Origin of the sequence: Pseudoalteromonas rubra (assembly GCF_004212645.1) — a bacterium.
Classification (GTDB): Bacteria; Pseudomonadota; Gammaproteobacteria; order Enterobacterales; family Alteromonadaceae; genus Pseudoalteromonas; species Pseudoalteromonas rubra_G.
Genome location: NZ_PPUZ01000008.1, coordinates 77502 through 103991 on the forward strand (window position 1 = coordinate 77502; position 26490 = coordinate 103991).

General features: G+C 55.5%; 10 protein-coding genes. 4 read left to right on the forward strand and 6 right to left on the reverse strand.

The genetic code is table 11. The features are described from left to right. Positions 1-17 precede the first annotated feature (17 nt). From C3B51_RS03810 to C3B51_RS03820, 3 genes are read left to right on the forward strand one after another with little or no spacing between them, the layout of a single operon-like run. Positions 18-884: an isochorismatase family protein gene (locus C3B51_RS03810; RefSeq protein ID WP_125716927.1), complete on the forward strand. Its 867-nt coding sequence runs from the start codon at positions 18-20 to the stop codon at positions 882-884. After that, positions 884-2206 (forward strand): condensation domain-containing protein, encoded by a 1323-nt coding sequence (locus tag C3B51_RS03815; protein WP_130244226.1) that lies wholly within the window; start codon positions 884-886, stop codon positions 2204-2206. Before C3B51_RS03810 ends, C3B51_RS03815 begins: the two co-directional genes overlap by 1 nt. Further along, the gene (locus C3B51_RS03820; protein WP_130244227.1) at positions 2196-2960 is read left to right on the forward strand and encodes an SDR family oxidoreductase; all 765 of its coding nucleotides are present in this window, start codon (positions 2196-2198) and stop codon (positions 2958-2960) included. The genes C3B51_RS03815 and C3B51_RS03820 overlap by 11 nt, the downstream gene beginning before the upstream one ends. Before the next feature lie 25 nt (positions 2961-2985). Here C3B51_RS03820 and dapE read toward each other — a convergent pair whose 3' ends face one another. Beyond that, entirely contained in the window at positions 2986-4209 is a 1224-nt protein-coding gene (gene dapE / locus C3B51_RS03825; protein ID WP_125716924.1) for a succinyl-diaminopimelate desuccinylase, read from the reverse strand. Between the two features lie 267 nt (positions 4210-4476). On the opposite strand from dapE, the gene C3B51_RS03830 reads away from it, so the two are divergent. After that, complete coding sequence (locus C3B51_RS03830; RefSeq protein ID WP_130244228.1) at positions 4477-5709, forward strand: lysine N(6)-hydroxylase/L-ornithine N(5)-oxygenase family protein; 1233 nt, start codon at positions 4477-4479, stop codon at positions 5707-5709. A gap of 134 nt (positions 5710-5843) precedes the next feature. Here C3B51_RS03830 and C3B51_RS03835 read toward each other — a convergent pair whose 3' ends face one another. The 5 genes from C3B51_RS03835 to C3B51_RS03855 form a co-directional block, all read right to left on the reverse strand. Then, positions 5844-17561, reverse strand: a complete 11718-nt coding sequence (locus tag C3B51_RS03835) for a non-ribosomal peptide synthetase (protein ID WP_130244229.1) — start codon at positions 17559-17561, stop codon at positions 5844-5846. A 171-nt stretch (positions 17562-17732) separates the two neighbouring features. Then, on the reverse strand, positions 17733-19820 hold the full coding sequence (locus C3B51_RS03840; protein ID WP_130244230.1) for a TonB-dependent receptor: 2088 nt from the start codon (positions 19818-19820) through the stop codon (positions 17733-17735). Positions 19821-19939: 119 nt separating this feature from the next. After that, on the reverse strand, positions 19940-20401 hold the full coding sequence (locus tag C3B51_RS03845; protein ID WP_130244231.1) for a GNAT family N-acetyltransferase: 462 nt from the start codon (positions 20399-20401) through the stop codon (positions 19940-19942). A gap of 141 nt (positions 20402-20542) precedes the next feature. Further along, entirely contained in the window at positions 20543-21931 is a 1389-nt protein-coding gene (locus tag C3B51_RS03850; RefSeq protein ID WP_130244232.1) for a hypothetical protein, read from the reverse strand. Between the two features lie 163 nt (positions 21932-22094). Then, positions 22095-26489: a type I polyketide synthase gene (locus C3B51_RS03855; protein ID WP_130244233.1), complete on the reverse strand. Its 4395-nt coding sequence runs from the start codon at positions 26487-26489 to the stop codon at positions 22095-22097. Between the last annotated feature and the right edge of the window lies 1 nt (position 26490).

The window sequence follows — 26490 nt, forward strand, 5'->3', positions numbered from 1 at the left end:
AAAGAAGCAAAAACACTATGAGTATTCCTAAGCTATCCCATTACCCGTTACCCCGCGCTGCGGAGTTGCCCGAAAATCGCGTTGACTGGCAGCTTGATGCCAGTCGTGCCGCCTTACTGATCCACGATGTGCAACATTATTTTGTTGGCTACTATGGTGACAACAATCCGCTGATTGAAACCATGATCAGCCACATTCAGCGCCTTAAACAGTTCTGTTACGAGCAGGGCATTCCGGTCTTTTACACCGCGCAACCAATCAAACAGGGCCAGCATGAGCGCGGGCTGCTGAGCGATATGTGGGGCCCCGGCCTGCAAGACCCGGCCCAGCAACCGATTGTTGATGCGCTGGCCCCCTCCGAGCAGGACGTTGTGCTGACCAAATGGCGCTACAGTGCTTTTCAAAAGTGCGACTTTGAACAGCAACTGCGTGAACGTGGCCGTGATCAGCTGATGATCGTTGGTATTTATGGCCATATCGGCGTGATGACCACCGCGGTCGACGCCTTTATGCGTGATATTCAGCCCTTTGTCATTGCCGATGCGATTGCCGATTTCAGCCGCGATGAGCACCTGATGGCACTGAACTTTGTGGCCGGGCGCTGCGGTAAAGTGGCGACGGTTGCCGAGATCCTGGGCGAAGAAACGCAGGACATTACCACGCTTGAAGGCCTTAAAGCGCATATCCTGCCACTGATCGACTGCGAAGCCGATGAGTTTGATGAACACGAAAGCCTTATCGACTATGGCCTGGATTCCGTGCAGGTGATGAACCTGATTGCCCTGTGGCAGCAGCAAGGTATAGAAACCAACTTTATTGAACTGGCCCAGATCCCGACGCTGGCCGCCTGGGTTGAGCTACTCGAAGAGCGTAAGGAGGACTGATGTCCAGCGCTTTGCCATTAACCGACTCACAGCAGGCCATGTGGCTGCTGCATACCATCAGCGGCCGGGGTACTTTATTTAACGTCGCCGAATGTATCGAGTTTCAGGGTCAGATCTCGGCAACCATGTTACAACAGGCGCTGGCCCACGTTTGGCAAAGCAGTGACTGCCTGGCGAGCCGGTTTGTCCATGACGCCAGTTTTGTGCCTCAGCTTCGACCGAACAAGGACGTGCCGCAAATCCACATTCAAACTCAGGACACCCAGCCAGAAGACATTCAGGCCTTTGCCAATGACTTTGTTGCACCCTATATGGCACAGAGTTTTTCATTGCCCGATGAAGCCTTGCTCAAACTGACGCTGGTACGAACGCCAGAGCAAGACCTGCTGTTTATTGTCGGCCACCATTTGCTGCTCGACGGCTACGGGTTTGGCCTATTCACACAGGCGCTGAACCGCAGTTACAACGCACTGCAAAAAGGCCGGACACTGCCCAATCTGCGCTTTGGTACACAAAGCCAGTTGCTCGAATGGCAACGCAGCGAAACCTATCTGGCCCGTCAGCAGGTGGCTAAAGCCACGCTGATCGCCTGGCTGGAAAACGCGCCACCACCACAGAGCTTTAGTGACAAAGATGCAGATGTCACTGAGGCGAATCGCCGCCAAAGTGCCACTTTGAGCCGCGCAGACTGGCATACCATTCAGTCGGCTGCGACTTTGTGTCAGGCCGCTCATGCCGAGCTGCTGATCGCCGCCGTGTGCGCTGCGCTGGTCGCTAAATCCGCTCAGTATCATGTCACTCTCGGCATGATCATGATGAACCGCCAGCACCAGGTAGAGCTGAGCACCCCCTGTGTGCAGAGCAACGTGATGCCGCTGCCGCTGGAGCTGGATGCTGAAATGACCCTCAGCCAGTGCTGCCGGGTGATCAATCAGGGGATCAAAGCGCTGAAATCGCTGCAAACCTTCCGGGTGGAAGAACTCAAGCGCGAGCGCAACAAACAGGGTCTGAGCCCACATGTATATGGTCCGACGGTTAACCTGTTGCCGTTTTCCAGCAGCCCGAAGTATGGTGCGGTGTCGTGCCAGTCGCATATTCTCAGCGCCGGAGCCACCGACGACATTATGCTGCAATGGCATTTATTGCAGGACCAGCCGGCGAAACTGGATACCGACGCCAATGTCGCGCGCTACACTGATGCTGAGCAACAGCAGGTACAGGCACAGATCTTTGCTGCTGCCCGCTGCTGGTCAGCACAACCAAACCGCACACTCCATTCGGTGATCGAAGCACTCAGCGCAGGAGCAGAGCATGTTGTTTGATACCAGACTCAAAGAGGAATATCGCGACAAGCTGGTATGGATCAGTGGGGTGGGTCAGGGCATCGGCCTGGCCGCCGCGCAGCGTTTTCATGCCCTGGGTGCCAAAGTGATTGGCTTTGATCGCCAGTTTGGCGACCTCAGTGCGCTGCATCGTGCGGTGGAATGTGATTTAGGTTCCCCTGAGCAGCTCGCTAAGCAGCTGAACACGCTGATCGCTGAAGGTCTTGCCCCGTATAACCTGATCAGTGTTGCCGGGGTACTGGAGCTGGGTGATTTAGAGCAGCTGACGCTTGAGCAGTGGCAACACTGCCAGCACGTCAACAGCACGGCCGTGTTTACCTTTTTGCGTGCCTGCACGCCCCACTTTAAACAACAAGGCACAGGCGCGGTAGTAACCGTCGGCTCCAATGCCGCAAATACGCCACGCCAGCAAATGGCGGCCTATTGCGCATCCAAAGCTGCGGTGACTCAGCTGACCCTCACAGCCGGACTGGAGCTGGCTAACTTCGGTGTGCGTTGCAATGTCATAGCGCCCGGCTCGACGCTGACACCAATGCAGACGGGCATGTGGCGCGATGATCAGGGCGCCCAGCGGGTGATCGATGGCTTTGCGGCCCAGTACAAATTGGGGATCCCGTTACAAAAGCTGGCCACGGCCGAGGAAATTGCCGACAGTATCGTGTTTGTGGCATCCAGCCTGTCTTCCCATACCACCATGCAGGTACTCACCATTGACGGTGGCGCGACGTTTTAACGTCTCGCCCCATGCTCCTGAGCGATTAGGTCAACGCCTCCAGCTGTTCGGCCTGCGCATCCATAATGCGTTGCGGGTCAAGACAAAACGCCTGGATCACTAACTGATAGATGTGCGCCAGATCGGCAATGTCCTGGACGTCGGCCGATTCGTTCACCTGGTGGATATTGTCGTTTCTGAGACCAAATTCAATTACCTGAGTGTGACTGGAGGCAATAAAGCGCCCGTCGGAGGTTCCGCCATCTGTAGTCAGTACCGGCACCTGTCTCACCACCGCCTCAATGGCATTGCAGATCAGGGCCACAAACTCGTCCGCCTGATTAAAATACGGCGCACAGGGACGCTGCCACTCGATGTCGTAATTTAAATCCAGATCCAGCAAAATGTCGTCGATCAGACGTTTCAGCTCCGCTTCGTTAAAACGGCTACTATAGCGGATATTAAAACACACATCACAGGCGCCTGGCACCACGTTATCCACAAACTCACCACTGTTAAGCTGGGTCACCTGAAATGTGGTACCCGGCATCTGCGGAGTGCCTTTATCCCACTCCAGCGCCAGCAAGCGCTGTAATAAACGCGCTGTATGATGGGTGGCATTGTCGCAGTTGTGCGGATAAGCCACATGACCCTGACGCCCGTACACCCGGATGTGCGCAGACAAAGAGCCACGACGACCAATTTTGAGTACATCACCCAGCGTTTTACGACTCGATGGCTCACCAACCAGACAATAATCCGGCAAATGATCGACGCCCTGCTGTTTGAGATGGCTCATCAGCGCGGCCGTGCCGTGCTCCGCCTCCCCTTCCTCATCGCAGGTGATCAAAAACATCAGGCTGCCACGCGTACACTGCGCCAGAATAGATTCTACGGCGGCAATAAAGCAGGCAATTGCGCCCTTCATATCCGCAACACCACGACCATATAACCGACCATCCTGAATGTTGGCGGCAAAGGGGGGACATTGCCACAACTCCAGCGGACCCGGTGGCACCACATCCAGGTGTCCGGCAAAGGCCAGCGTCTCACCGGGCCCAAACACCTGTTTAGCAACCAGATTGCGGACACCCTGGCGTGTAACCTCATGGCAGTCAAAACCAAGCGACTGCAATTTGCGGACTAAGAAGCAAAAGCTGCCAGCATCGTCCGGGGTAATAGATTTATAACGCACCAGTTTCTGAGTCAGTGCAATGGCCTGCTCACTTAACGTCGTACAGCGTTTTAGAGCCGCTCCGGCAACTTGCATATCCCTTTACCCATTCATTATTAGTTATTGAAAGTACAGACAAAAATAAAACCATTGCCCATTTGATTAGCTAGACGAGTCAGTGGGTAAAAAATTCACATTAATTACCAGGTTTTTGCCCTGGATCAATACGATTTTTTTCATCGCGCTTTGTGCTGATTTCCCCTGCTTCAACCCTAAAGAAACGCCCGCAGCCTTCGTCCATAAAGGCAAGAAACACTATTTCACGCAGCTTTGCGTGTGGTTAAGGTAATCAAAGGCAAAACAATGAAACTATACGACGTGATTGGGATTGGATTTGGTCCCGCCAACCTGGCCCTGGCAATCGCCCTTCAGGAACAAAACAAACTGAGCGATCGAGTCTGCTTTATCGAAAAACAGCCGGACTTTCTCTGGCATGGCGGCATGTTGCTGGATAACACGACAATGCAGATCTCCTTCTTAAAGGATCTGGTCTCGCTGCGCAACCCAACCAGCCACTTCAGCTTTATCAACTACCTACACCATAACAAGCGTCTCGATAGTTTTATTAACCTGAAAACCTTCTATCCGTCAAGACATGAATTTAATGATTACCTGGGTTGGGCAGCCAGTCACTTTCGCGACCACTGTCATTTTGGCGAGCAGGTGTGCGCGGTAGAGCCTGTATTACTGGACGGCCAGGTTGATCATCTTAAAGTGATCAGTCGTGACAATGAAGGTCAGCAAAGTGTGCGCCTGACCAAGCACCTGGTGGTCAGTGTCGGTGGCTCTGCCAAAGTACCAGCGCCATTCGATGCCCTACAGGACGCCGAGAACGTCTGGCACTCATCGCAATATCTGCATAACAAGGACAAAGTACAAGGCGGCGATCGCGTTGCAGTGATTGGTGCCGGTCAAAGTGGTGCCGAGATCTTTGCCGATCTGGCAGCGATGACCGAGCAGCCTGAGGTCGATATGATCATGCGTGCCGGTGCCATGAAACCAGCCGATTCCAGCCCATTTGTTAATGAGATCTTTGATCCCGGCTTTACCGACGTGGTATTCAGCAAGTCGCCGGAGCAAAGAGATCGTTACTTTAACGAGTTCCGCAGCACCAACTATTCGGTGGTCGATGAGCCGCTGATCGACCACATCTACGCGAGCTTGTACCAACAAAAACTCAACGGCACAGATCGTCTGGCGATCCGCAACCGCACCAGTGTCAATGGTGCTCGCATTAATGCCGAGGGCAAAGTGGTACTGGAGCTGGAAAACGTCCATGGTGTCAGCCAGGTGGAGTACGATCAGCTGGTGCTGGCCACCGGCTACCAGTATCCGAGCCGTTCACCGCTGCTTGAGCAGGTGAGTGAGTGGTTACAACCTAACATTACCCGTCACTATCAGCTGGAGACCAGCGAACAGTTCAAGCCGAAGATCTTCACCCAGGGCGTGAACGAGCAAACCCATGGGATCAGTGATTCTCTGCTGTCTATTCTGGCGGTGCGCTCCGCTGAGATTGTCGACGCCCTCGAGCTGTGATCTCCCTGTTACGGGCTTCCCTCGGAGCCCGTTTTTTCTTTTCCGCCCCCCTTCATATAAACCACACACTGCTATCCCACTAAAAACACATAAAAAAACCGCTTTGCAGCGGCTTTTTAAGCGGTAGCGGGAGGTTAATCCCGCTGAGTAAGCTTAGCTATCAAATCGGTCTGAACCGCTGCAGCACGGATGATCTGCTGGTGGTCATCCTCTGTGTGGGTCGCCGTCACTGTGCTGCCCAGCATGGTTTGATAGGCCGCCGTCGCTGCGGGGTCGGCATCCGTTGACCACCAGGCGTGCGCCCGTTCGGTCACGCCATCCAGGGTGTAATCAGGCTGATTTCCTGTCGGTTCCATCCGAGCCAGTCGGTACAGCTCAAACCCGTCGGACAGCAGTTTACCAAGCTCCTGCTCCGGCAACAGCAGCAGCTCTTCGTTGAACAGCTCGGCAAAACGAGTGCGATTTGCCACCAGCCAGGTTGCCAGCGTATCTGCATCCTTCAGGTCTTGCTGTAAGGCGGCAGTGAGCTCAGCTACAAACGTCTGATGTAATTCAGCGTCGACCGATTGGGCAGCCCCACCGATCCACTCCTGCGCCCAGTCGGACCAATTCAGCTGCGTCGCAGCAAAGTCGCTACACGGGTTCCAGCTGTCCACCAGATACACCTGACGGATAGTCCGCCCCTGTGCTTTAAGTGCCCGAGCCACCTGCACCGCCAGTGCGCCACCCAGCGACCAGCCCATCAAATGGAAAGCCCCCTGCGGCTGCACCGTCATCAGCGCCTCAGCGTAATACTCGGCCAGCGCCGTCAGGCCATTGATGTCTGACAGGTTCGCCGCCGGCGCCACCCCGACACAGTTAAACTGATCCGTGAGCTGCTCGGCCAGCGGGCGGTATGGTGCCGTCAGGCCATTGCCTTCATGGAAGCAATACAAGGTCTCGGCATTGTCCGTGTGCGGGTTCAGCGGCTGCAATACGGAGTTATCGGCGTTTTGCATAGTCGCCACCAGCGCCGCCAAATCGCTCGCCTGCCACAGTTGCTTCAGTGCCAGCGGCTGCTCACTGCGCTGCTGCCACAGGCTGATCACTTTCAGCCCGGAAATGGAGTCGCCGCCCAGCGCAAAGAAATTATCCCGACGCCCAACCTGAGCTACGCCCAGCACCGTTTGCCAGATCTCGGCCATCAGGGCTTCCGTTTCATTATGTGGCGCGACATAACTGACTTCACTTTGCAGCTCGGCCTTAGGCAGCGCCTTACGGTCTATTTTGCCATTGCTGTTGAGCGGCAAATCGCTGAGTGTCATGATCACTGCGGGCACCATGTAGTCCGGCAGACTGGCCGCCAGCATGGCTTTGAGTGCGGCTTCATCGGGCAGCTCGCCCTGATGGCCACTGACATACGCCACCAGACGCTTACCACTGGGGGTTTCATCCGCCACGACCACGGCCTGACGTACTTCAGGGCGCTTGCGCAGCAAGGTTTCGATTTCGCCCAGCTCAATCCTGAAACCACGAATTTTCACCTGATGGTCGGTCCGGCCCTGGTATTCCATCAGCCCCTGCTCGTTCCAGCGCACCAGGTCACCGGTGCGATATAGACGACTGCCATCATTGGCGAACGGGTTAGCCACAAAGCGCTCGGCGGTTAAGTCCGGACGGTTCAGATAACCCCGTGCCAGGCCAATTTCTTCGGCCAGATATAATTCGCCCACCTGTCCTGGCAACACCAGGTTGAGGTGACTGTCGAGCAGCCAGGCCTGACGCTGACCGACCAGCTCGCCTATTGGGGCATACACCGCATCAAACTCGCTGCCCGGCAGGGCTTTCCAGGTCAGTGGCGTGACCACAGTCTCGGTCGGACCATAACCATTAATAAAGAAGTCGGGTTTTAATACCCGCTGGGCCAGCTCAAAGGTGGCCTGTGGCATCGCATCGCCACCAAAACAATAAACCCGGACCGGCGGCGGGTTACCGACTTGCTCGACATGGGCCGCCAACTCACGCAGGAACACCGGCGGGAAGACAGCAATAGACACCCGCTGCTGGTGCAGGTTCTGATAGGTTTCGTGTAAGTCCCACTGACGTTCCGGACGGATCACCACAGCCGCGCCATGGGTCAGCACCGTCAGCCAGCGCTCATGCGCACCATCGAAGCAGAACGACATAAAGATCAGCTCGCGATCACTGGGGCGCATTTCATAGCGGCGACCAATGCCGCGACAATGCGCCGCGATAGACGCCCGACTGACCAGCACCCCTTTAGGATTACCGGTCGAGCCCGAGGTGTAGATCAGATAGGCGCCCTGCGCCGGACACACCGCTGGCTGTTGCCAGTGCGCGCCAAGCTCAATGTCGGCAAACGGGTGCAAAGTAGCGCCGCAGGCAATATCATCCAGGCTGTTGTCGCTGGTCAGGATATGGGCCATCTGACTATCCTTGATCATATAGGCCAGACGTTCCTGCGGATAACTGAGATCCATCGGCACATACACCGCCCCAGCTTTGAGAATGGCCAAAAAGGCCAGCGGTAAATCAATGCCTCGCGCCAGTGCCACACCGACGCGCTGCTCGGGCTTAACGCCCTGTTCGCGAAGATAGTAGGCCAGCTGACTAGACTTGTCGGCCAGCTCTTTGTAGCTGTAGCTACGTCCGTCGCAGATCACCGCCTCGGCATCTGGCGTCAGCTCCGCCAGTCGGTTAATCGTCGAGACCACATCTTGGTATTGCGTCGCACCGAGCTGTGGTACTTCACCGCCCGGCAAATAAATTGGCTCCACCGCGCCCGAATGCAGCGGCGTGATAGACTCACCAAAGCCCAGACCCTGCAAGGTCTGTTGCTGTGTTTCACTGACCAGTGAAAACGCACACAAGCGCGCCTGTGGTGCCTGTAGCATATTCAGGATCAGTGTTTTGTACTGCGCAGCCAGTGCTTTCACATCGGCTTCGGCCAGCTCACTTCCCTGATAACTGAAGTGCAGTCGTAGAGTGTCTTCCTGAATAAAGCTGATGGTCAGCGGGAAGTTGGTTTCTTCACGGTCTTCGAGGATCTCAAACCGGGTCTGGCGTGCGTCCTGCTGTAACAGGGCCTCATCAATAGGGTAGTTTTCGAATACCAACAGGGTATCGAATAAGCCCTCGCGGCTGAGTTCCAGTGACTGTGCTGCCAGCTTCTGAATGTCGTACAGCGGCGTAAACTCATGCTCACGCACCGCCAGCGCCGTGCTTTGCTGGGCCTGTAGCCAATCGCTCAGCAACTGAGCCGGATCCACTGAAGTGACCATAGGCACGGTATTGATAAACATGCCCTGGATGGCTTCGTAACCAGCCAGGTCGTTTGGACGACCTGAGGTTGTGGCACCGAAGCACACAGTATCGCGACCCAGATAACGACTCAGCAGCAGCGCCCAGGCGCCCTGTACCAGGGTATTCTGGGTAATGCGATGGTCCTGACAAAAAGCCACCAGCTGGGCAAATTCAGCCTCCGACAGGTGGATATCAAAACCACCAAACTGGCCACTTTGAGGCTTGCTCAGAGTGCCGCTCAGGTAACTGGGCTCTTCCAGTGGCGCCAGTTGTTGCTGCCAGAAGGCGCGATTCTGCGCCTCATCCAGTTGCGCTAAGTAACCAATATAATCGCCATACTGACCCGCCACCGGCGGTAAAGTTTGCCCTTCGTAGGCCATCAGCACTTCACCCAACATCGCAGAGCGGCTCCAGCCATCGGTGAGAATATGGTGCATGGTCCAGACTAAGGCATGGCGACCGTCTGACAGCTCGATAATGCGCATTCTGCTCAGGCCCGGTTCGCCTTGCAGATCAAAGCCGCGACGCGACTCTTGTCTGGCAAACGCTTTCAGCGCCGCCTCAGAGACCGGCCGGTCACGCCAGTCCAGCGTCTGCCAGTCCAGCTCGGCTAAGCGGGTGACATACTGCAACGACACACCGTCAACATCAACAAACCCGGTGCGTAGCGCGTCATGGCGTTCAATCACCTGCTGCCAGGCGGATTTAAAGCGAGCCACATCCAGACCCGTAACCATAAAGCAGCTTTGGTTAATATAGGTTTCGCCCCCCTGATAGAGGCTCTGGAACAGCATGCCCTGCTGCATCGGCGAGAGCGGATATACATTACTGATATTCTCAAGCGCAAGCGGCAGATTGTCGATTTGTGTCTGCGTCAGTCCGCTCAGAGGCAGATCGGACGGCGTCAGCGTTGCGCTTGTGTCACCACAGTGGCCTATCACCTGGGTTAGAGCCTGCTTAAGATGCGCGGCAAATTGTGCCACCGCCTGGGCAGGCAGGCGCGCAGGCGCATAGCGGATCCGCAGTTGCAACTGTCCGCCCAGTACCTGACCAAGAATAGACAGCTCGCTATCCATGACATACTCAGGGTCCAGCGTCATGCCACTGTCTTCACTGGCCGGACGCCAGTTGTCGGCTTGACTTGCGGCGCTGTCCAGCTGTCCCAGATAGTTGAACTCAATCTCGCCCAGTCCCTGTGAATTGAGCACGGCCTGCTGCTCAGCTGAGCCATAATAACGAAATGCGCCATAGCCTATGCCTTTGTTAGGGATCGCCCGCAACTGTTCTTTGTTATACCTGATGGTATCGGCCAGCGTATCGTGGCGTGTCAGGGTCACCGGAAACAGGCTGGTAAACCAGCCCACAGTGCGACTCAGGTCAACCTGTTCAGACCAGGGTTCACGGCCGTGCCCTTCGAGGTTAATGGTGTGCACGGTTTGCCGGGTCCAGCGGAATAAGGCCTCGCTCAGCGCACTGAGCAACAGGTCGTTGACCTGAGTGCGATAAGCCTGCCCTGATTCAGTCAGAAGCGCCTGGGTCAGTGCAGAGTCCAGCACCACCTCAGCCTGCTCAACGTCTTTATACAGGCGGCTGCCGGCAGGGTTCAGCTCAGGCAATGTGGTATGCGTTTGCACCTGTTGCTGCCACCAGTCGAATTCCCCGGCGTGTTGCGCCGGATAACTTTGTAACTGCTTTGCCCAGAATTGCACGCTGTGAGTCTTGGCTCCCAGCTCGGCTTGTGGGTATTGCCACAGCGTCGTAAAGTCCTCAAGCAGGACACGCCAGGATACCCCATCTACGGCCAGATGGTGGATCACCAGCAACAGACGAGCACTGCCATCATCCAGAGTCAGGTGCACGGCACGCAGCAGCGGGCCCGCTTGCAGGTCCAGGCTGCGCTGCGCCTGCTCAGCAATAAGCGTGATCTCATCCGCGCTGGCATCGCGATACCACAGACATTGCTGCGCCATGGCCGGGTCAAAATCGCTATAGCGCTGCTGCCACTGACCCGCGTCGTCCTGCTGATACCTCAGACGCAGGGCATCGTGGTGACGCAATAACGACGCGAACTGTGTCTGCAGAGTTTGCTGTGCAATCGGTGCATCCAGCGCCAGCATCACTGCCTGATTCCAGTGCGCCCGATTGGTCATGGTCCGCGCAAAAAAGGCCTGCTGAATGGGCAGTAAAGCCACCTCGCCGGATACCTGCTGTTGCGCCTGCGCATCGCCTGCAATGCGAGTCATCAGTGGTGCCAGCTTAGCGATGCTCTGATGGGTAAAAATTTGCTTGGCACTCAGGGCATAACCCTGCTGTCGCAATCGGGCAATGATCTGCAAGCTCAGGATAGAGTCGCCGCCCAGCGCAAAGAAGTTATCCTCACGACCAACCGACGCCAGATTCAGCAGCTGCTGCCAGATGTTTGCCAGTAGTACTTCCTGCGGCCCCTGCGGTGGCAAGGTATCAAGGCGCTGGCTACTTTGCGGTTGTGGCAAGGCACGGCGGTCGATTTTACCATTGTGGGTTAATGGCATGCGCTCCAGCACCATAATCACACTGGGCACCATATAATCGGGCAACTGCTCGGCCAGCGACGCGCTGAGTGCATCGGCCTGCGGCGCGTGTTCAACACGGCCACTGACATAGGCCACCAGACGCGTGGAGCCCAGCGACTCATCGGCCACCACAATGGCTTTTTCTACCTCACTGTGGGCCAGCAGACGCGCTTCTATCTCCCCGGCTTCAACCCGGTAGCCACGGATCTTTAATTGATGATCACACCGGCCCATGTACTCAAGCTGGCCTTGCGCATTCCAGCGCACCAGATCACCCGTGCGATACAAGCGTGAGCCATCGTCGGCAAAGGGGTTTGCCACAAAACGCTCGGCCGTCTGGCCCGGTTGCGCCAGATAACCCCGCGCCATTTCCACCCCGCTGAGATACAACTCGCCGGTCATGCCGTACGGCAGTACATTGAGGCTGTCATCGAGAATGACCATACCACGCTGACCAATAGGCTGACCCAGTGGCACGTATCCGCCTTGCAGTTCACGGCCCTGGGCCTGAGTCCAGGCCAGCGGTGTGATCACCGTTTCTGACGGACCATAGGCATTAACAAACGTGGTCTGCGGCAGCCTTTGCAGCAGCACCTGGCAATGCTGCGCTGACCAGGCTTCGCCGCCGACAATACACAAGCGCAGTTGCGCGGGTAAGGTGTCAAACTGTTGAATATACGCCGGGGTGAAGCCCGCCACGGTAATGCGCTGTGCGGTAATAAAGTCGTTCAGCTCCTGCTGGCTAAGCAGTTTAAATTCATCCAGCACCACAGTGGCACCGACCAGCAGCGGCCCCCACAGCTGTTCAATGGACGCGTCAAAACCAAACGACACCGAAATGGCACAGCGATCTTCTGCCTGATACTGATACAAAGACTGTACCGCTGCGCAGTGGTTTGACAGCGCCAGATCCGAGACCGCCACACCTTTGGGCGTTCCGGTTGAGCCTGATGTGTAAATCACATAGGCCAGCTGCTGCGGATGACGCGACTGAGGCAATGCACTTTCACTGTAATGCGCGCAGAGACTACTTTGATACACCAGCGCCGCCGGGAGCACCGGACTCAGGGAGTCGCCCACACACACCGTCAGGCTGCACTGCGCCGCGATGGTTTCAATCCGCTCGGATGGCAGTTGCGCATCCACCGGGACATAACAGCCGCCCGCTTTCAGTACCGCCAAAAACGCCACAACCGTATCAATGTGGCGAGAGAACACCACCGCAACACGCGACTCATGGTCGACGCCCTGTTCGCGCAGATACTGGGCAAACTGGTTGGCGCGCGATTCCAGCTCAGCATAGCTCAGGGTTTGCCCCGCAACACTCAATGCCGCTTTATTCGGGGAGCGCTGCGCCTGTTGCTGTATTTGCGTCGCGATGTCAGCGCCGGGCAGGTGCTCGGCCTGATACAGCGCCGGTGCAGGTGTCAGACGATCCAGTTCAGCCTGTGGCAAAACGTTTAACCCGCCAACAGGCTGCTGTAAATCGATCCGCATGGCCGTCAGTATGCACTGCAAACCAGACAACAGGGCGTCGATGCGGGCTGCACTGAACTTATTCACCACATAATCCAGCGCCAGTTCCAGCGTACCGTCTTCACGCTCCAGAGAGTTCAGCACCAGATCAAATTGTGCTACGCCGGTGGGCGCTTGCCCTTCTTGTGCACTCAGGCCGGCAAACTGGCGTAATGCACCATCTTCAAGGCGCTGATGGTTAAATAGTACCTGAAACAGTGGCGACGCGCCTAAGTGACGTTCCAGCGACAGATGATCCAGCAGCTTTTCAAAGGGCAGATCCTGATGCGCCTGCGCGCCGCGCAGTGCGTCGTTAATCTGCGTCATAACACTGCCCAACGCCAGCTCGGCGGAGATCTGCGCGTCGATCACTAAGGTGTTAATAAAGAAGCCAACAATATCCTGAGTGCCGCTGTGATGACGGTTTGCCACCGGCATACCCACACGGATTGTCCGCTGGCCGCTGTATTTGTGTAGTAACACCTGCCAGGCCGTCATCAGGACATTGAACAGGGTTACGCCCTGCGCGGCGGCAAAATCACTCAGCGTCTGACGCTGGGCACTGGACAAGCGTACCGAGCGCGTTTGATTGCGCTGACTGTCATCCTCACTATTTAAGTCTGCCGGCAGTGCCAGCGGGGTGTGCTCATCACCCAGTCGTTCCTGCCAGTAAGCCAGTTGTTTTTGCTCTTCACCCGCGGCCAGCCAGTCGCGCTGCCAGGCGGCAAAGTCACTGTAGCGCAATGCCTGCGGTACAAGGGTCAGGGTTTCACCCGCGCAGGCCGCTTCGTAGGCCCGCACAAAGTCGGCCACGATCAGTTTTAGCGACCAGCCGTCGGAAATAATATGGTGCATCACCACCACCAGCTCATGCTGCTGTGCGTCATCGGCAATCACGCCCACCCGCAGCAACGGCCCCTGAGTTAAATCAAAGGGGGTCGAGACTAGCTGTTGCTTAAACTCGGCGCGGGCGACGTCAGACTCGGGTGCCTGATAACGAATATCACAACGCCCCTCAGGTAACACCTGAGTACGCACTGTGCCCGCGTCATCCTCAACAAACAAAGTGCGCAGCGCTTCATGCTGAGCAAGCAGGTGGTCAAAGGCATATTGCAGCGCGTGGGTATTGAGCTCACCACTGAGATGCAGCGAACCGGAAATATGATAGGCGCTGCTGTTGGGGTCCAGTTTCCACAGGAACCATTGCCGCTCCTGCGCAAACGATAATCCCGTATAAGCCTTATCCTGACGTGCAATCTCAACCACGCTTGTTGCATCCGTCAGGCTGTCGGCCAATGCCTCAAGCGTGGGGGCATTGAGCACACTCTGAATATCCACTGCCAGCTGGCGCTTTTTACTCAGCGCAATGACTTTCAGGGCACTGATGGAATCGCCGCCCAAAGCAAAAAAGTTATCCAGCCGGCCAACCTGCGCCACGCCCAGTACGGTTTGCCAGATCTCAGCCAGCTGTTGCTGCTGTGGTGTTTGCGGCGCAAGGTACGCCACACTCTGTTGTGCATCGGGCGCAGGCAGGGCCTTGCGATCAATTTTACCATTGCTGTTCAGCGGTAGCGTTGCCAGCACCATGATCACGGCAGGTACCATGTAGTCCGGCAAGCTGTCGGCCAGTGCCAGTTTCAGCTCTGGACCGTCCACAGACGCGTCTGCGTTGGCCGACACATACCCCACCAGACGCTGAGATGCGCCGTTGCCCGTGGCCACCACCACGGCTTCACGGACTCCGTCGATGGCGTACAGTGCCGCTTCGATTTCGCCCAGCTCAATACGAAAACCACGAATTTTGACCTGATGGTCAATCCGGCCCAGATAATCCAGCTGACCTTCGTCATTCCAGCACACTAAATCGCCACTGCGATACATGCGGCTGCCATCGTGCATAAAGGGATCGGCAACAAAGCGCTCTGCACTGAGGTCGGGGCGGTTCATATACCCGCGAGCCAAGCCGTCTCCGGCAATGTACAGTTCGCCCGCCACCCCTTGCGGGCACAGGTTCAGCGCCTGATCCAGCACGTACAAACGGATCCCCGCAATCGGCGCACCAATCGGCACCGGCAAGGCCGGGTCGCCATGACAGGTAAAGTGACTGACATCCACCGCCGCTTCGGTCGGGCCATACAAGTTATAGAGTTTGGCCTTTGGCAATTTATTGAGCGCCTGTGCCTGTACTTCACTGGGCAGGGCTTCACCACTACACAGAATGCGGCGAATGCTGGTGGCGGTATGTACCTGCTCATGGCCAATAAAGGCCTGCAGCATAGAGGGTACAAAGTGTAAGGTGGTGACACCGTACTGCTTGATGGTATCGAGTAGCTGGCTACTGTCTTTATGGGCACCCGGCTCGGCGATCACCAGCTCGGCACCGTACATCAGCGGCCAGAAAAACTCCCACACAGACACATCAAAGCCAAACGGGGTTTTTTGCAGCACCTTGTCGTCTGGGCCAATCGGATAAGCCGACTGCTGCCAGGCAATACGGTTATAGATAGCGCTGTGCTGGTTGCCTACTCCTTTGGGCTTGCCGGTTGACCCTGAGGTGTAGATCACATACGCCAGTTGTGTCGGGGCAATGTCATGGGCAGGCAAATGCGACGGGTAGTCGCTCAGTGCCACTGACGGATAGTGCACCCGCTGGACCTGCTCATCCAGAGCGCTGAAGCGATGCAGTGAGTCGTCACCAAGAAACAGCGCTAACCCGCTGCTGCCGGCAATATAGGCAATACGCTCTTCGGGCAATGAGGGCTCCAGCGGCACATACGCCGCGCCGGCCTTCACGACCGCCACAATACTGATCACCATCTCCAGACTACGCTCGAACACCAGCGCCACTTTGTCTTCCGCGCCAATACCGCGCTGATTTAGATAATGCGCCAGCTGGTTCGTACGCTGTTCCAGCGCTGCATAGCTCAGGCTCTGCCCGGCAAAACGCAGCGCCACCGCCTGTGGGGTCCGCGCACTTTGCTCGCTGATCAGTCTGGTCACGGGGTGAGTGTACTCAAAGCCCCGCGGGCCTGTGCCATTAAGCAGCAACTGTGCAACATCCTGCTGCTCCAGCACCGGCTGAGTATACACAGGCCGCTGTGGTTCATTCAGACAGGCTTCCAGCAAGGTCTTAAGCTGAGCCAGACATTGCAGCGCAAAGTCCTGGCTATACAATTCGCTGGCGTACACCAGGTTTAAACTGGTGCCATCGCTGACATCTTCAATCACATCCAGTTGCAGGTCAAAGGGCATACCAAATCGGTACATTTGGGTATTGAGCAGCTTCAGCTCGGCCATCTGACTGAACTGACGCTTGTCGCGGCGCAGGTAATTGAACATCACCTGAAAAATTGGATGCACGCCCATCTGGCGAGCTGGTTTAAGGGCACTGACCAGCTGATCGATGGGCAAGTCCTGGTTGCTCTGTGCAATCCCGCTCATCACCCGGTTTTTTTCCAGCAGCTGAGCAAAAGTATCCGTATCGGCCAGCTGCAACGGCATAACCTGGGTGTTGACGAAATAGCCCACCACATTCTGGGTTTCACTGCGATGACGGTTGGCAATTGGCACGCCAACGCGGATCGTCTGACTGCCACTGAGACGGGCCAGTAAAACCTGCCATGCACTCAGTAAAAGCAGGTAAGGCGTGATCTGATACTGACCCGCCACGGTGCTGATTTTTTGCCACAGCGTCGCGGGGATCTGCTGCGTTTCAAATGCCACCTCGTAAGGGGGATTGTGACGCTGCTGATGGTTGGCAGGTAAGCGCAATGCCTCGTCGCAGTCCGCCAGCTGCTGTTGCCATACGGCCAGCTGTGCCTTGTGCAGCGCATCCAGCTCCTGCTCAGCTTGCCATTTGGCAAATTCCAGGAAACCCGGTACGGGCTCAACCGCTTTGACCTCTCCCGCATACAAGGTCACAAACTCATTGAGCAGCTGCTGCATTGAGGTGCCATCGGTGATGATATGATGCATGGTGACAATCAGGCTGGCACGCCCCGGCTCCTGAGCAATGGCGATGCGCAACAAAGGTTCGCCGCACAAATCAAAAGGCTGCTCAACAAACTGACGGACTGGATCCTGCCCGTTTGTGGTATGGCTCAGCTGGGCCACTGTGATTGTCTGATACTGACCATCTCGCTGCCAGACTTGCTCGTCCTGTTCAACAAAGCAGATCCGCAAGGCACTGTGCTTAGCCTGCAAGGCTTCGAATGCGGCCTGCACCTTGGCCACCTCCAGTGTACCCTCAAAATGCAGCGCTCCGGCCAGATTATAGGAAGCATCCTGGGGAGCCAGCTTCCAGGCGTACCACAAGATTTGCTGCGCGGCCGTCAACGGCACCCGCTCGCCGGGCTCAAGCTGCACAGTCAATTGACCAGATGACTCGCTGGCCTGACTGATACGCTGTTGAAGTTTTTGTTGATCCTGGGCACTAAGAGAGGACATTGCACGGTTTCGTCTGGTGCGTCTTTGCTGTGACATTCTGGCTCCACTGCAGTCAGTTAAATTCTGATTTCAAAATATGACTGCTAGACGAATGTCAGAGGTAAAAATCCAGTGCGCGGGCAAAGATAGTGTAAACCGGACGATTGCAGATAAATCGTGGTTAAAATCAGGTGCCCGTGCCCACAGGCACCTGAACTCGGACGGGGATTACAGAGTGTAATTAAAGGAAATACCCACAGTCTGAGGGTCGATTAGATCGCCATACTTGTATCGGCCAGTGCCAGCATCGCGCTCACCATAAATCACCCCTTTCTCGTCAAAGGCGTTATTAATGTAAGCATTGACACGCCACTGCTCGGCGATATAGGCCGCAGAGAAGTGGAACTGCGTGTAATCACCCACCATTTGCTCTGCCTTGCCACCCAGCTTGCTGTAGTAATCTCCAACGAAATTGCTGCGTGCAGTTAGCTGAATGCTGTCCGTTGGCCAGTATTCCAGACCCAGCCCCAGCGTCACATCCGCCGCCTTCGGCAGATCCATTCCTTCCGATGCGCGGTTTTGTGCATTGGCTTCATCAATGGTGCTGTTCAGCAGACCCAGGCTGGCCGACAGCGTGACTTCATCATTGAAAGCAAAGCGCGCCTCTGTTTCCAGACCATAACTGGTAACCTGACCCAGGTTAATGATTTTGTAGTCACGCGCCAGGCCACTTTCCGCGATGCCATTAAACTGGTAGTCGGTGAAATCATTGTAGAATACGTTGGCTGCCAGGTTCAGGCGACCATCCAGAACACTAGAGCGGGCGCCAAGCTCAAAGGTATCCACATACTCTGGCTTGAAGATGTAGTTGCTCATGCTGCCCCAATGGAAATCACCACCGCCTGAACTGTAGCCCTTTCTGAAGCTGGCATTCAGCGTGGTGTCTTCGGTCAGGTCATGCAGAAACGCCACTTTTGGCAGATAAATGCGGTTATCGACATCCAGTGTAAAGCCCAGTCCAGTCACTGGTCCGCCAAAGCCATTAAATACCCGATACTGAGATTCTTCTTCAACCCGGCCACCGGCGATAAGGCGGCTGCGCTCGCCCACAGCAAAGGTAAACTCACCATAAATGGCTTTTGAGTCACTGTCATCATAGCCATCGTACCAGCCCTGGCGGATAAACTGTTGGTCACGCTCATTGTAATAGTAACCAACATAACCAGAGACACGCTCACCGCCATCATAAGACACTTTCGCGTCATAGGTGCGACCACCGTCGGCCATGCTCACATGCCAGTAAGTTGGATACTGCTCAAACACATAGTCGTAGTCTGAGTCTGAGATCATCAGCTCAAAATTAAACGCATCGTTGATTGTATAGCGGGTGCGCAGTGACCAGCGCTCATAATCGGTGCGTTTGTCACGGGCATACGTGCCAACGAATACGCGCTCACCCGTTGCCGGATCCCGACCATATTCACTGGTGACTAAATGCTCGTCCAGATCCGGCCCTTCAAAACCCCACTGACGCTCGCCCATTTCAGAGTTATCAACATAGTGCAGCAGCATGTCCAGGCCGCTGACGCCTGCCGGTTGCCACTTCACTTTGATGTCGGTACGGGTGTTATCATACTCTTTAGGATCAAATGGATAGCCCTTATCGTAAACAAAGTTCAGATAGGTTTCGCCTTCGATATGTTGCACACTGGTGCGCACCGCCAGTTGATCTTCAATCAGGGGAACAGAGACAACACCGGCGTATTCATATTGACTATCCTGATTGGCATATCCGATGCGCGTTGCGGCTTCCAAGTCAGTCAGTGACGGCTCTTTGGTTTTGATATAAACGACACCGCCAATGCTGTTACGGCCACTGTTGGAAGACTGAGGACCGCGCAGTACTTCGATTTGCTCGACATCCCACAGGCCTAAATCACCACTCACTTTAGCAACGAATGGTTCGGCCACCCCGTCACGCATCATAGAAATACGCGGCTTAGCACCCGACGAAAACGAACTAAACCCATCAGCAACACCTTGCCCTTCCTGACCACGGATTGAAGGCAGGCCACCGGTGACAATCACGTTGGCAATCCCCTGTAGCGCGTTCAGATAAGAACTGTGCTGACCGTTTTTCAGTTGCTCTTCATCAATTACGGCGATCGAAGAGGTGGTATTTTTCAGAGAGTTTTGTTTATTTTCTCCGTATACCACTATCTGTTCAATTGATTTGAGTTCAGCGTCATCATCGGCCATCACGGCGTTTGATACGGCAAGGGCGAGCGGCAGTAAGCTGTATTTGAGTTTGTCCATTATTTCATCCTAGTTGTATTTCCGACAACCAGACGAAGTAAAAAACAGCAAATTTAGTAAAAATAATAATTATTATCAAAAAGATAATATCACGCTCACAAACTGGGAAATAACCTTCCCTATTGCTCACCCAGATGCACTTTCATCTCCAGCAGACACGGACTAAACCCAGCCTTTTCGTAGGCCCGTATCGCAGCCTGATTGTCGCTGTACACATCCAGATAAAAGTCGTGGATCGCCTGCTGCTTACTCCAGTTCATCAGGTGCGTCATGATCGTCTGATTCAGGCCCTGACCGCGATAATCCGGATCGACATACATAAAGCCCAGATAACCATGGCGCGCATGTACCAGCTGTGCTTTCGAGTCCCGATGCTGGACATAACCTGTAGCCACAATCTTGCCGTCTTGCTCACCGACGACCAGCAGACTGTCGGGACAGTCAAGCAGGGCTGGTAAATCATAGTAACGCGCATCCTGTGGCTTAATGGCTTGATTATAGGGGCGCTCGGCAGCGATTATGGCCTGCTCAAGCTGACGTAAAATAGGCAGGTCTTCTGCCGTTGCGATACGGATCTGCATGATATGTCCTGGTTACTATTCATAGAGCAGGCAGCGTCTCACAAATAGGTCCCAGTGCCAATCTGCGGGCAAGAAAAAAGCCACCTGGTTTGACCCGAGATGGCTTACTAACACTACAAAAATGGTTATGACAATTTGGTATTAGTGTTCGTGCTCGTCGTGCGCTGCTTCGCTTTTGGCTATCCCCAGCCACACAAGCTTGCCAGGCACGATATCCAGCTCAAAGGTCTGCGACCATTCACCGGCTTCTAAATCAAATTTCTTAATCTGTTGCTTGAGCGGATCACTGACAAATACCGCCTCTTCGGCCTGAGAAAACGCCAGTGAGAAGCTTTGACCCTCGGCCAGTGCACCGTCGCTGACCATCACTTCATGTTCAGCTTCCCAGTGGTGCTCACCATCGTGTTCGTGAGCGGCAAAGACACTGAGCTTGCCTGCGCTATCCATGACCACAACATGCTCGCCGCTGGCACTGAAGCCATAGTGGCTGACGCGATGATCTGTGGTCACTTGCCACTTAAGCGCTGCAAATTCAGCGTCATGGCTGTCGAGCATAAATAACTGACCACCGGCGCTGGCGATATACTGATCACTGTGAGGGTGACCTTTCAAAGCGCCCACACGCTGACCTTCGGCAAAGCTCTCCGGGTTGGCAACTTTGCTTGCGCTGAAAGCCTGACCCGCTTGCGTGATCAGCGCTACGCCATCGGCACACCCAAAGGCGATGGTTGTTTCATTTTGCGCGCTACCGTGCAAAGCCGGACAGCTGACATCGAATACTTTTTCATCATGGAAGTGGTCGCCATGGGCATGGAACAAACCAATTTGTGCCGGCAAAGTAGACTCGCTGCTGCTGTCACGCAATGTGCTGATCAGGTACTCACCGCGTGCCTGCGCTGCGCCGTGCATGTAAGTGCTGTACTCCCACACCGCCACCTCTTTGTTCGCACCGCTGATGTGCGATTCATTAAACATCGCCACTGACGCGTTTTGCTGAGTCTCTTTGTCACCATCAGAGAACACGGCGATACCGCCTTCACTGACCGTTACATGGGTCGGTTTTACCGACTCAAGATGAAATGACACAGCGACCGGTGCATCCTGATGGGCATGGAAGTGGTCATCATGCGCCTCCTGGTATAAACCCCCATCTAAGAACTCCACCAGGCCGTCGGTACGCTGTACCGAAATTGCATAGCGGTGGTTTTCAGAGCCATATAAATACTGAGGTGTATAGGTCAGGCCAATTGAGTCAATCAGAGACTGATCGGCGGTTGAGTAAACATGCAGCACGTTGCTGTCAGCACTGCTGACCACCAGGCGCCCTGCTACATCAGTCACGCCCTCATCATGATCATGTTCGTCATGCTCTGCTGCTTTTTCAGATTCTGTCGCTTTCGCTTCTTCAGCCTTAGACTCATCTGCTACTGCAGGCTGCGCTGTGCGCTCAACGGTGTGATCTGTGCCACCACACGCAGACAACAAGATGGCTGATACAGCCGCTGCCAGGACCTTTGCTCTGAAAATCATCAATACTACCTTAAATCTCAACGTTACATTATAACAATGCAGAAATGTTATAATGTCACACAAAAGAACGCAAGCGTTGCGCGCTAGTTATTTATCAAAAAAGCGATGGGATGCTGGTAAGCAAAGATAAAAATGCGGCCTCTGATGAGGCCGCAAGAAGAAGTTAGTGAGATTGCAGCTGAGCCACCAGCTGCTCTTCAATCATAAAGGCCAGATTGTCTATGGTTGGATCTTCAAAGAATGCGGCCGGTTCCAGCTCAACGGCAAACATTTGTTTGGCTTTGGCCAGCATCTGGATCGCCACCAGCGAATCGCCACCCAGCTCCAGCATGTTGTCGAAAATACCGATCTGCTCAAAACCCAGATACTCGGCCCACAGGGCGACCAGCTTATGCTCCAGCTCGCTCTCTGGCGCTTCGTATTCTACCGCCAGTTCAGGGCGCGCATGGCCTTTTGGCTTGTTCAATCGTGCCAGCAGAGCCTGCTCCGTGGCCCGCGTTGCCGCACACAATTGTGACCATTCGGTACTGGCACAATAAACCTGAGGCAAATCCAGGCTTAATGCGGCATCAAGTAACTGGCACGCCTCGTTGTGACTCAGCCCCAGTCCATCAGCCAGCGTCATATTGGCCGTCATCCCCGTGTTTATCCAGGCATCCCAGTTCAGTACCTGCACGGTAAATGGGTGGTCCTGCTGCGCAACCGCGTCCAGATAACTGTTGGCGGCGCAGTAATCACTTTGCGCAAAGGCACCCACAATGGAAGCAAGACAGGAACACAGCACCATGCGCGACAATGGCGTATCGGCAAACAGCTGCAATAACGTTTGTGTGCCCTGCACTTTGGCCACGGCGCTTTGCTGTGCCTGCTCTGGCGAGATCTCATGAAGCAAACCACCGCCGGGCAAGCCCGCGGCATGGATCACCTGAGTCATGGGGCCCGTTTCTGCCTGCACTTCGTTAAGCGCGATTTGCATCTGTGTCAGATCAGTCACATCGGCGCTGATCACTTTTAGCCTGGCGCCGCTTTGCTGCAGAGCATGAAGTTGCTGATAGCGCGCACGCACCTTCTGCGGTTGTTGCTCATCTTCGCTCAGCTGTGCCCACTGCGCAGGCTCTGCCATTGACTGGCGCGTTTGCAGCACCAGAGTATGTCCCTGTCCGGCCAGATGCTGCGCCAGCGTAAGGCCAATGCCGCCTAATCCACCTGTGATTAATGTCACCTCAGGTGCAACACCTGGTGCAGGCTGAACGGTCACGGCAGTTTGCGTTAAAGTAAAACGATGTGTACCGCGATAGGCAATTTCCCCTTCCCCCCGAGCCAGATCAGCGACCAGACGATTGCTGAGTTTTTGACTCGGGCTGTCTGCCATCTGCTGCGTCAGTGCCAGTACCTGACAACTTTGTGCTGCCAGCTCCAAAGGTGCAACCCGCGTGAGGCCTAATAGGGAAGCTTTTTGTGCACTAACCACGTCATCGCCCAGCACATTAAATAGCTCAGTTGCGACGATACTCAGCGGACGTCCGCCAAGCGACATCAGCCACTGCACCACAGGTAGTAAAGTGTTATAGGCCAGCACATCGGTACTTTGTGATTGCATAAAGCGGGTGTCGATCACCTGATCAAACTCCCCTACCGCCGCACCCAGCTCACTCAGTTGCGCTGCATCTTGCAGATTCAAGCGATAAGTCTGTGCATCGATGGCTGAAAATGCCTCACCCTGCCAGATTTGAGTCAGCAGGGCACCAGCCTCGGTTAACGCTGCGCTCAGCTGTGTGACCAAAGGCACATCGGCTGCCAGCAGCAACACCCGTTTGCCAGCCAGTGACGCAACACCCTGAGGCGCAACGCACTGCTGCCATTGCGGTGCATAAAGCTGCGCGCCTTGTTGAACCGCATTGTTGGTCACATCCGCTGTCGTTGCTGTCACGGCACCTGGCTCAACCCAGTACTCGGTATCCGCAAACACATACTCAGGCAGCAGGTTGGCCTGGCCATGTGGACGCGTTGTAAGCTGTGCAAAGTCAATCGCACAACCGAGCTGCCATAACTTAGCTAAGGTTTTGGCAAACGGTGGTAATGGCGCTTTGAGGTCGCGTGCGTGAGACACGGAGTGCAATACGACCTTGTCTTCACTCACCGTTTGCTTGGCCAGTTTTTGCAGGGTATCGCCCGGTCCGGCTTCAATCAGCACATCAGCGCTCTGTGCCAGTACCTTCACACCAGCCACAAAGTTCACCGGCTGACGAATATGATCCAGCCAGTACTGCGCTGAGCAGGCCTGCTCGGCGGTGATCCAGTCGCCTGTGATGTTAGACACAAACGGCACCTCCGGCGCGTGCAGCGGCGATGCACTCAGTACCTGCTCCAGCGTGCTGGCAAAGTCAGGTAAAACGGCTTCGGTCAGGTGGCTGTGGAAAGCGTGTGAAACGTGCAGGCGCGTTGCGGCGATATCGGCCGCTTTCAGCTCACCCTGCAAGGCCTTAATCGCTTCGCGCGTACCGGCAATCACGGTATTGGTCGGGCTGTTCAGCGCCGCGATGTCGAGCCCATCATTGAGATAAGGCGCCATGGTTTCACCATCGGCCATAGCAGAAAGCATGGTGCCCGGTGCCATGTTTTGCAGCACTTCACCGCGTGCAGTAACAAGCTGAGTTGCCACTTCCAGGGTCATCACCCCAGCCAGACAAGCCGCCGCATATTCGCCAATGCTGTGGCCCAGCATGGCACTGATGACCACGCCATGGGCTTCGTAACATTTTGCCATGGCATAAGCGACCACAAACAAGGCAGGTTGCGTAATGCGGGTCTGATTCAGTAGCTGATTGGCCGTCAGGATCTCGCTGTCTGCCGGACTAAAGACGCTGTGCAGCTCCTGCTGTAAGGTCTCTGGGAAATGCCCCATTACCTCATCAAAGGCGGCCTTAAATGCCGGTACTGAGCGCAGTAATGGCTGGGCCATGGTGACATACTGTGAGCCCTGCCCTGAAAACATCAATGCTACCCGAGGCGCTGTTGCTTTATCGCCCTGCGGCTCACGCAGCAGCTGCGCAATGGCCTGCTCGGCATTTTCTGCCACACAGGCATAACGCACCGCCAGCGCGCTGCGTTTATGCTGCAACTGGGCAGCCAGCTGGGCAAACTGCTCTGGCGAGCGCTGCAATGTGTCGGCCAGCGCCTGAGTCTGGCGAATGAGCGCGCTCTGGCTGCTGGCGCTGATCGGCAGCATGTGCCAAGGCGCATTGCTGTTTTGCTCCGTGCCTTGCTGGCTGTATTCTTCCAGAATCACATGGGCGTTGGTGCCCCCCATGCCTAATGAACTCACCGCTGCACGACGAACGCCTTCGCTGTGCCAGGGTTTCAGCTCAGTATTAACGTAGAAGGGGCTGTTGGCAAAATCGATTTTGCTGTTCAAAGGCTGACTGTGCAGGCTGGGCGGTAACTCCTTATGACGCAGCGCCTGGACCGCCTTGATAAGGCCAGTCACCCCAGCTGCGGCATCAAGGTGGCCAAGGTTGGTTTTGGCCGAGCCAATCGCACAGTATTGCTTTATGTCACCACCATAGGCCTGGCTCAGTGCAGCAATTTCAATCGGGTCTCCCAGCTCAGTGCCGGTGCCATGGGCTTCAATGTAGCCCACGCTGTGCGGCTCAATGTCTGCAAACTCCAGCGCCGCCATAATCGCATTGGCCTGGCCATTAACGCTCGGCGCGGTGTAGCCGACCTTGTCGCGGCCATCATTATTGATGGCAGAGCCTTTGATCACCGCCAGAATATGGTCGCCGTCTTCCTGCGCTTCCGCCAAACGCTTTAATACCACGGCCGCACTGCCGCTGCCGATCAATATGCCATCGGCCTGCTCACCAAAAGCACTCAACTGACCAGATGGCGACAAGCTGCCACCGGCCGGGGCGTGATACCCCTGATCCTGCGTCAGATTAAGCCATACCCCGCCTGCCAGGGCCGAGTCACACTCAAAGTTTTGCAGCGCCCTACACGCCATATGCACCGCAACCAGTGAGGTAGAACAAGCAGTCTGAACCGTGACCGCCGGACCTTTGAGGTCCAGCTCATAGCTCACCCGGGTCGCCAGTGAATCTTTGTCGTTGCCGTTGGTCAGCGCCAGCAGGCTGGTGATATCGCGCTGCTGTCCCTGCAACAAGTTTTGCATCAGATAGGCAGGGACACCACACCCGGCATAAACGCCGGTCAGCTCACCCTGTGTCAGTCCGGCATGGGCCATGGCATGCCAGCAGGTTTGTAAAAAGTGACGCTGCTGAGGGTCCAGTTGCTCGGCCTCTTTTGGCGTGTAGCCAAAAAACTCGGCATCAAATTGCGCCAGTCCGTCAAATGGTATGCCGCGTTTCACATAGTCCGGGTCGTTTAAGTCAGACTCGCTCACCCCGGCGCGGCGCAGCGCCTCGTCGTCATAACTTTGCACGGCGCAGCGGCCGGCACGAATATTTTGCCACAAGGCATCGACGTTATCCGCATCGGGGAAACGCCCGGCCATTCCTATGATGGCAATATCCAGTTCACTATAGTGCTGTTCTGACATG

Coding starts and splice junctions, on each gene's coding strand:
- C3B51_RS03820 (WP_130244227.1), top strand. CDS start 2,196: ATGTTGTTTGATACCAGACTCAAAGAGGAATATCGCGACAAGCTGGTA.
- C3B51_RS03845 (WP_130244231.1), bottom strand. CDS start 20,401: ATGCAGATCCGTATCGCAACGGCAGAAGACCTGCCTATTTTACGTCAG.
- C3B51_RS03850 (WP_130244232.1), bottom strand. CDS start 21,931: ATGATTTTCAGAGCAAAGGTCCTGGCAGCGGCTGTATCAGCCATCTTG.
- C3B51_RS03835 (WP_130244229.1), bottom strand. CDS start 17,561: ATGTCACAGCAAAGACGCACCAGACGAAACCGTGCAATGTCCTCTCTT.
- C3B51_RS03830 (WP_130244228.1), top strand. CDS start 4,477: ATGAAACTATACGACGTGATTGGGATTGGATTTGGTCCCGCCAACCTG.
- C3B51_RS03840 (WP_130244230.1), bottom strand. CDS start 19,820: ATGGACAAACTCAAATACAGCTTACTGCCGCTCGCCCTTGCCGTATCA.
- C3B51_RS03855 (WP_130244233.1), bottom strand. CDS start 26,489: ATGTCAGAACAGCACTATAGTGAACTGGATATTGCCATCATAGGAATG.
- C3B51_RS03810 (WP_125716927.1), top strand. CDS start 18: ATGAGTATTCCTAAGCTATCCCATTACCCGTTACCCCGCGCTGCGGAG.
- C3B51_RS03815 (WP_130244226.1), top strand. CDS start 884: ATGTCCAGCGCTTTGCCATTAACCGACTCACAGCAGGCCATGTGGCTG.
- dapE (WP_125716924.1), bottom strand. CDS start 4,209: ATGCAAGTTGCCGGAGCGGCTCTAAAACGCTGTACGACGTTAAGTGAG.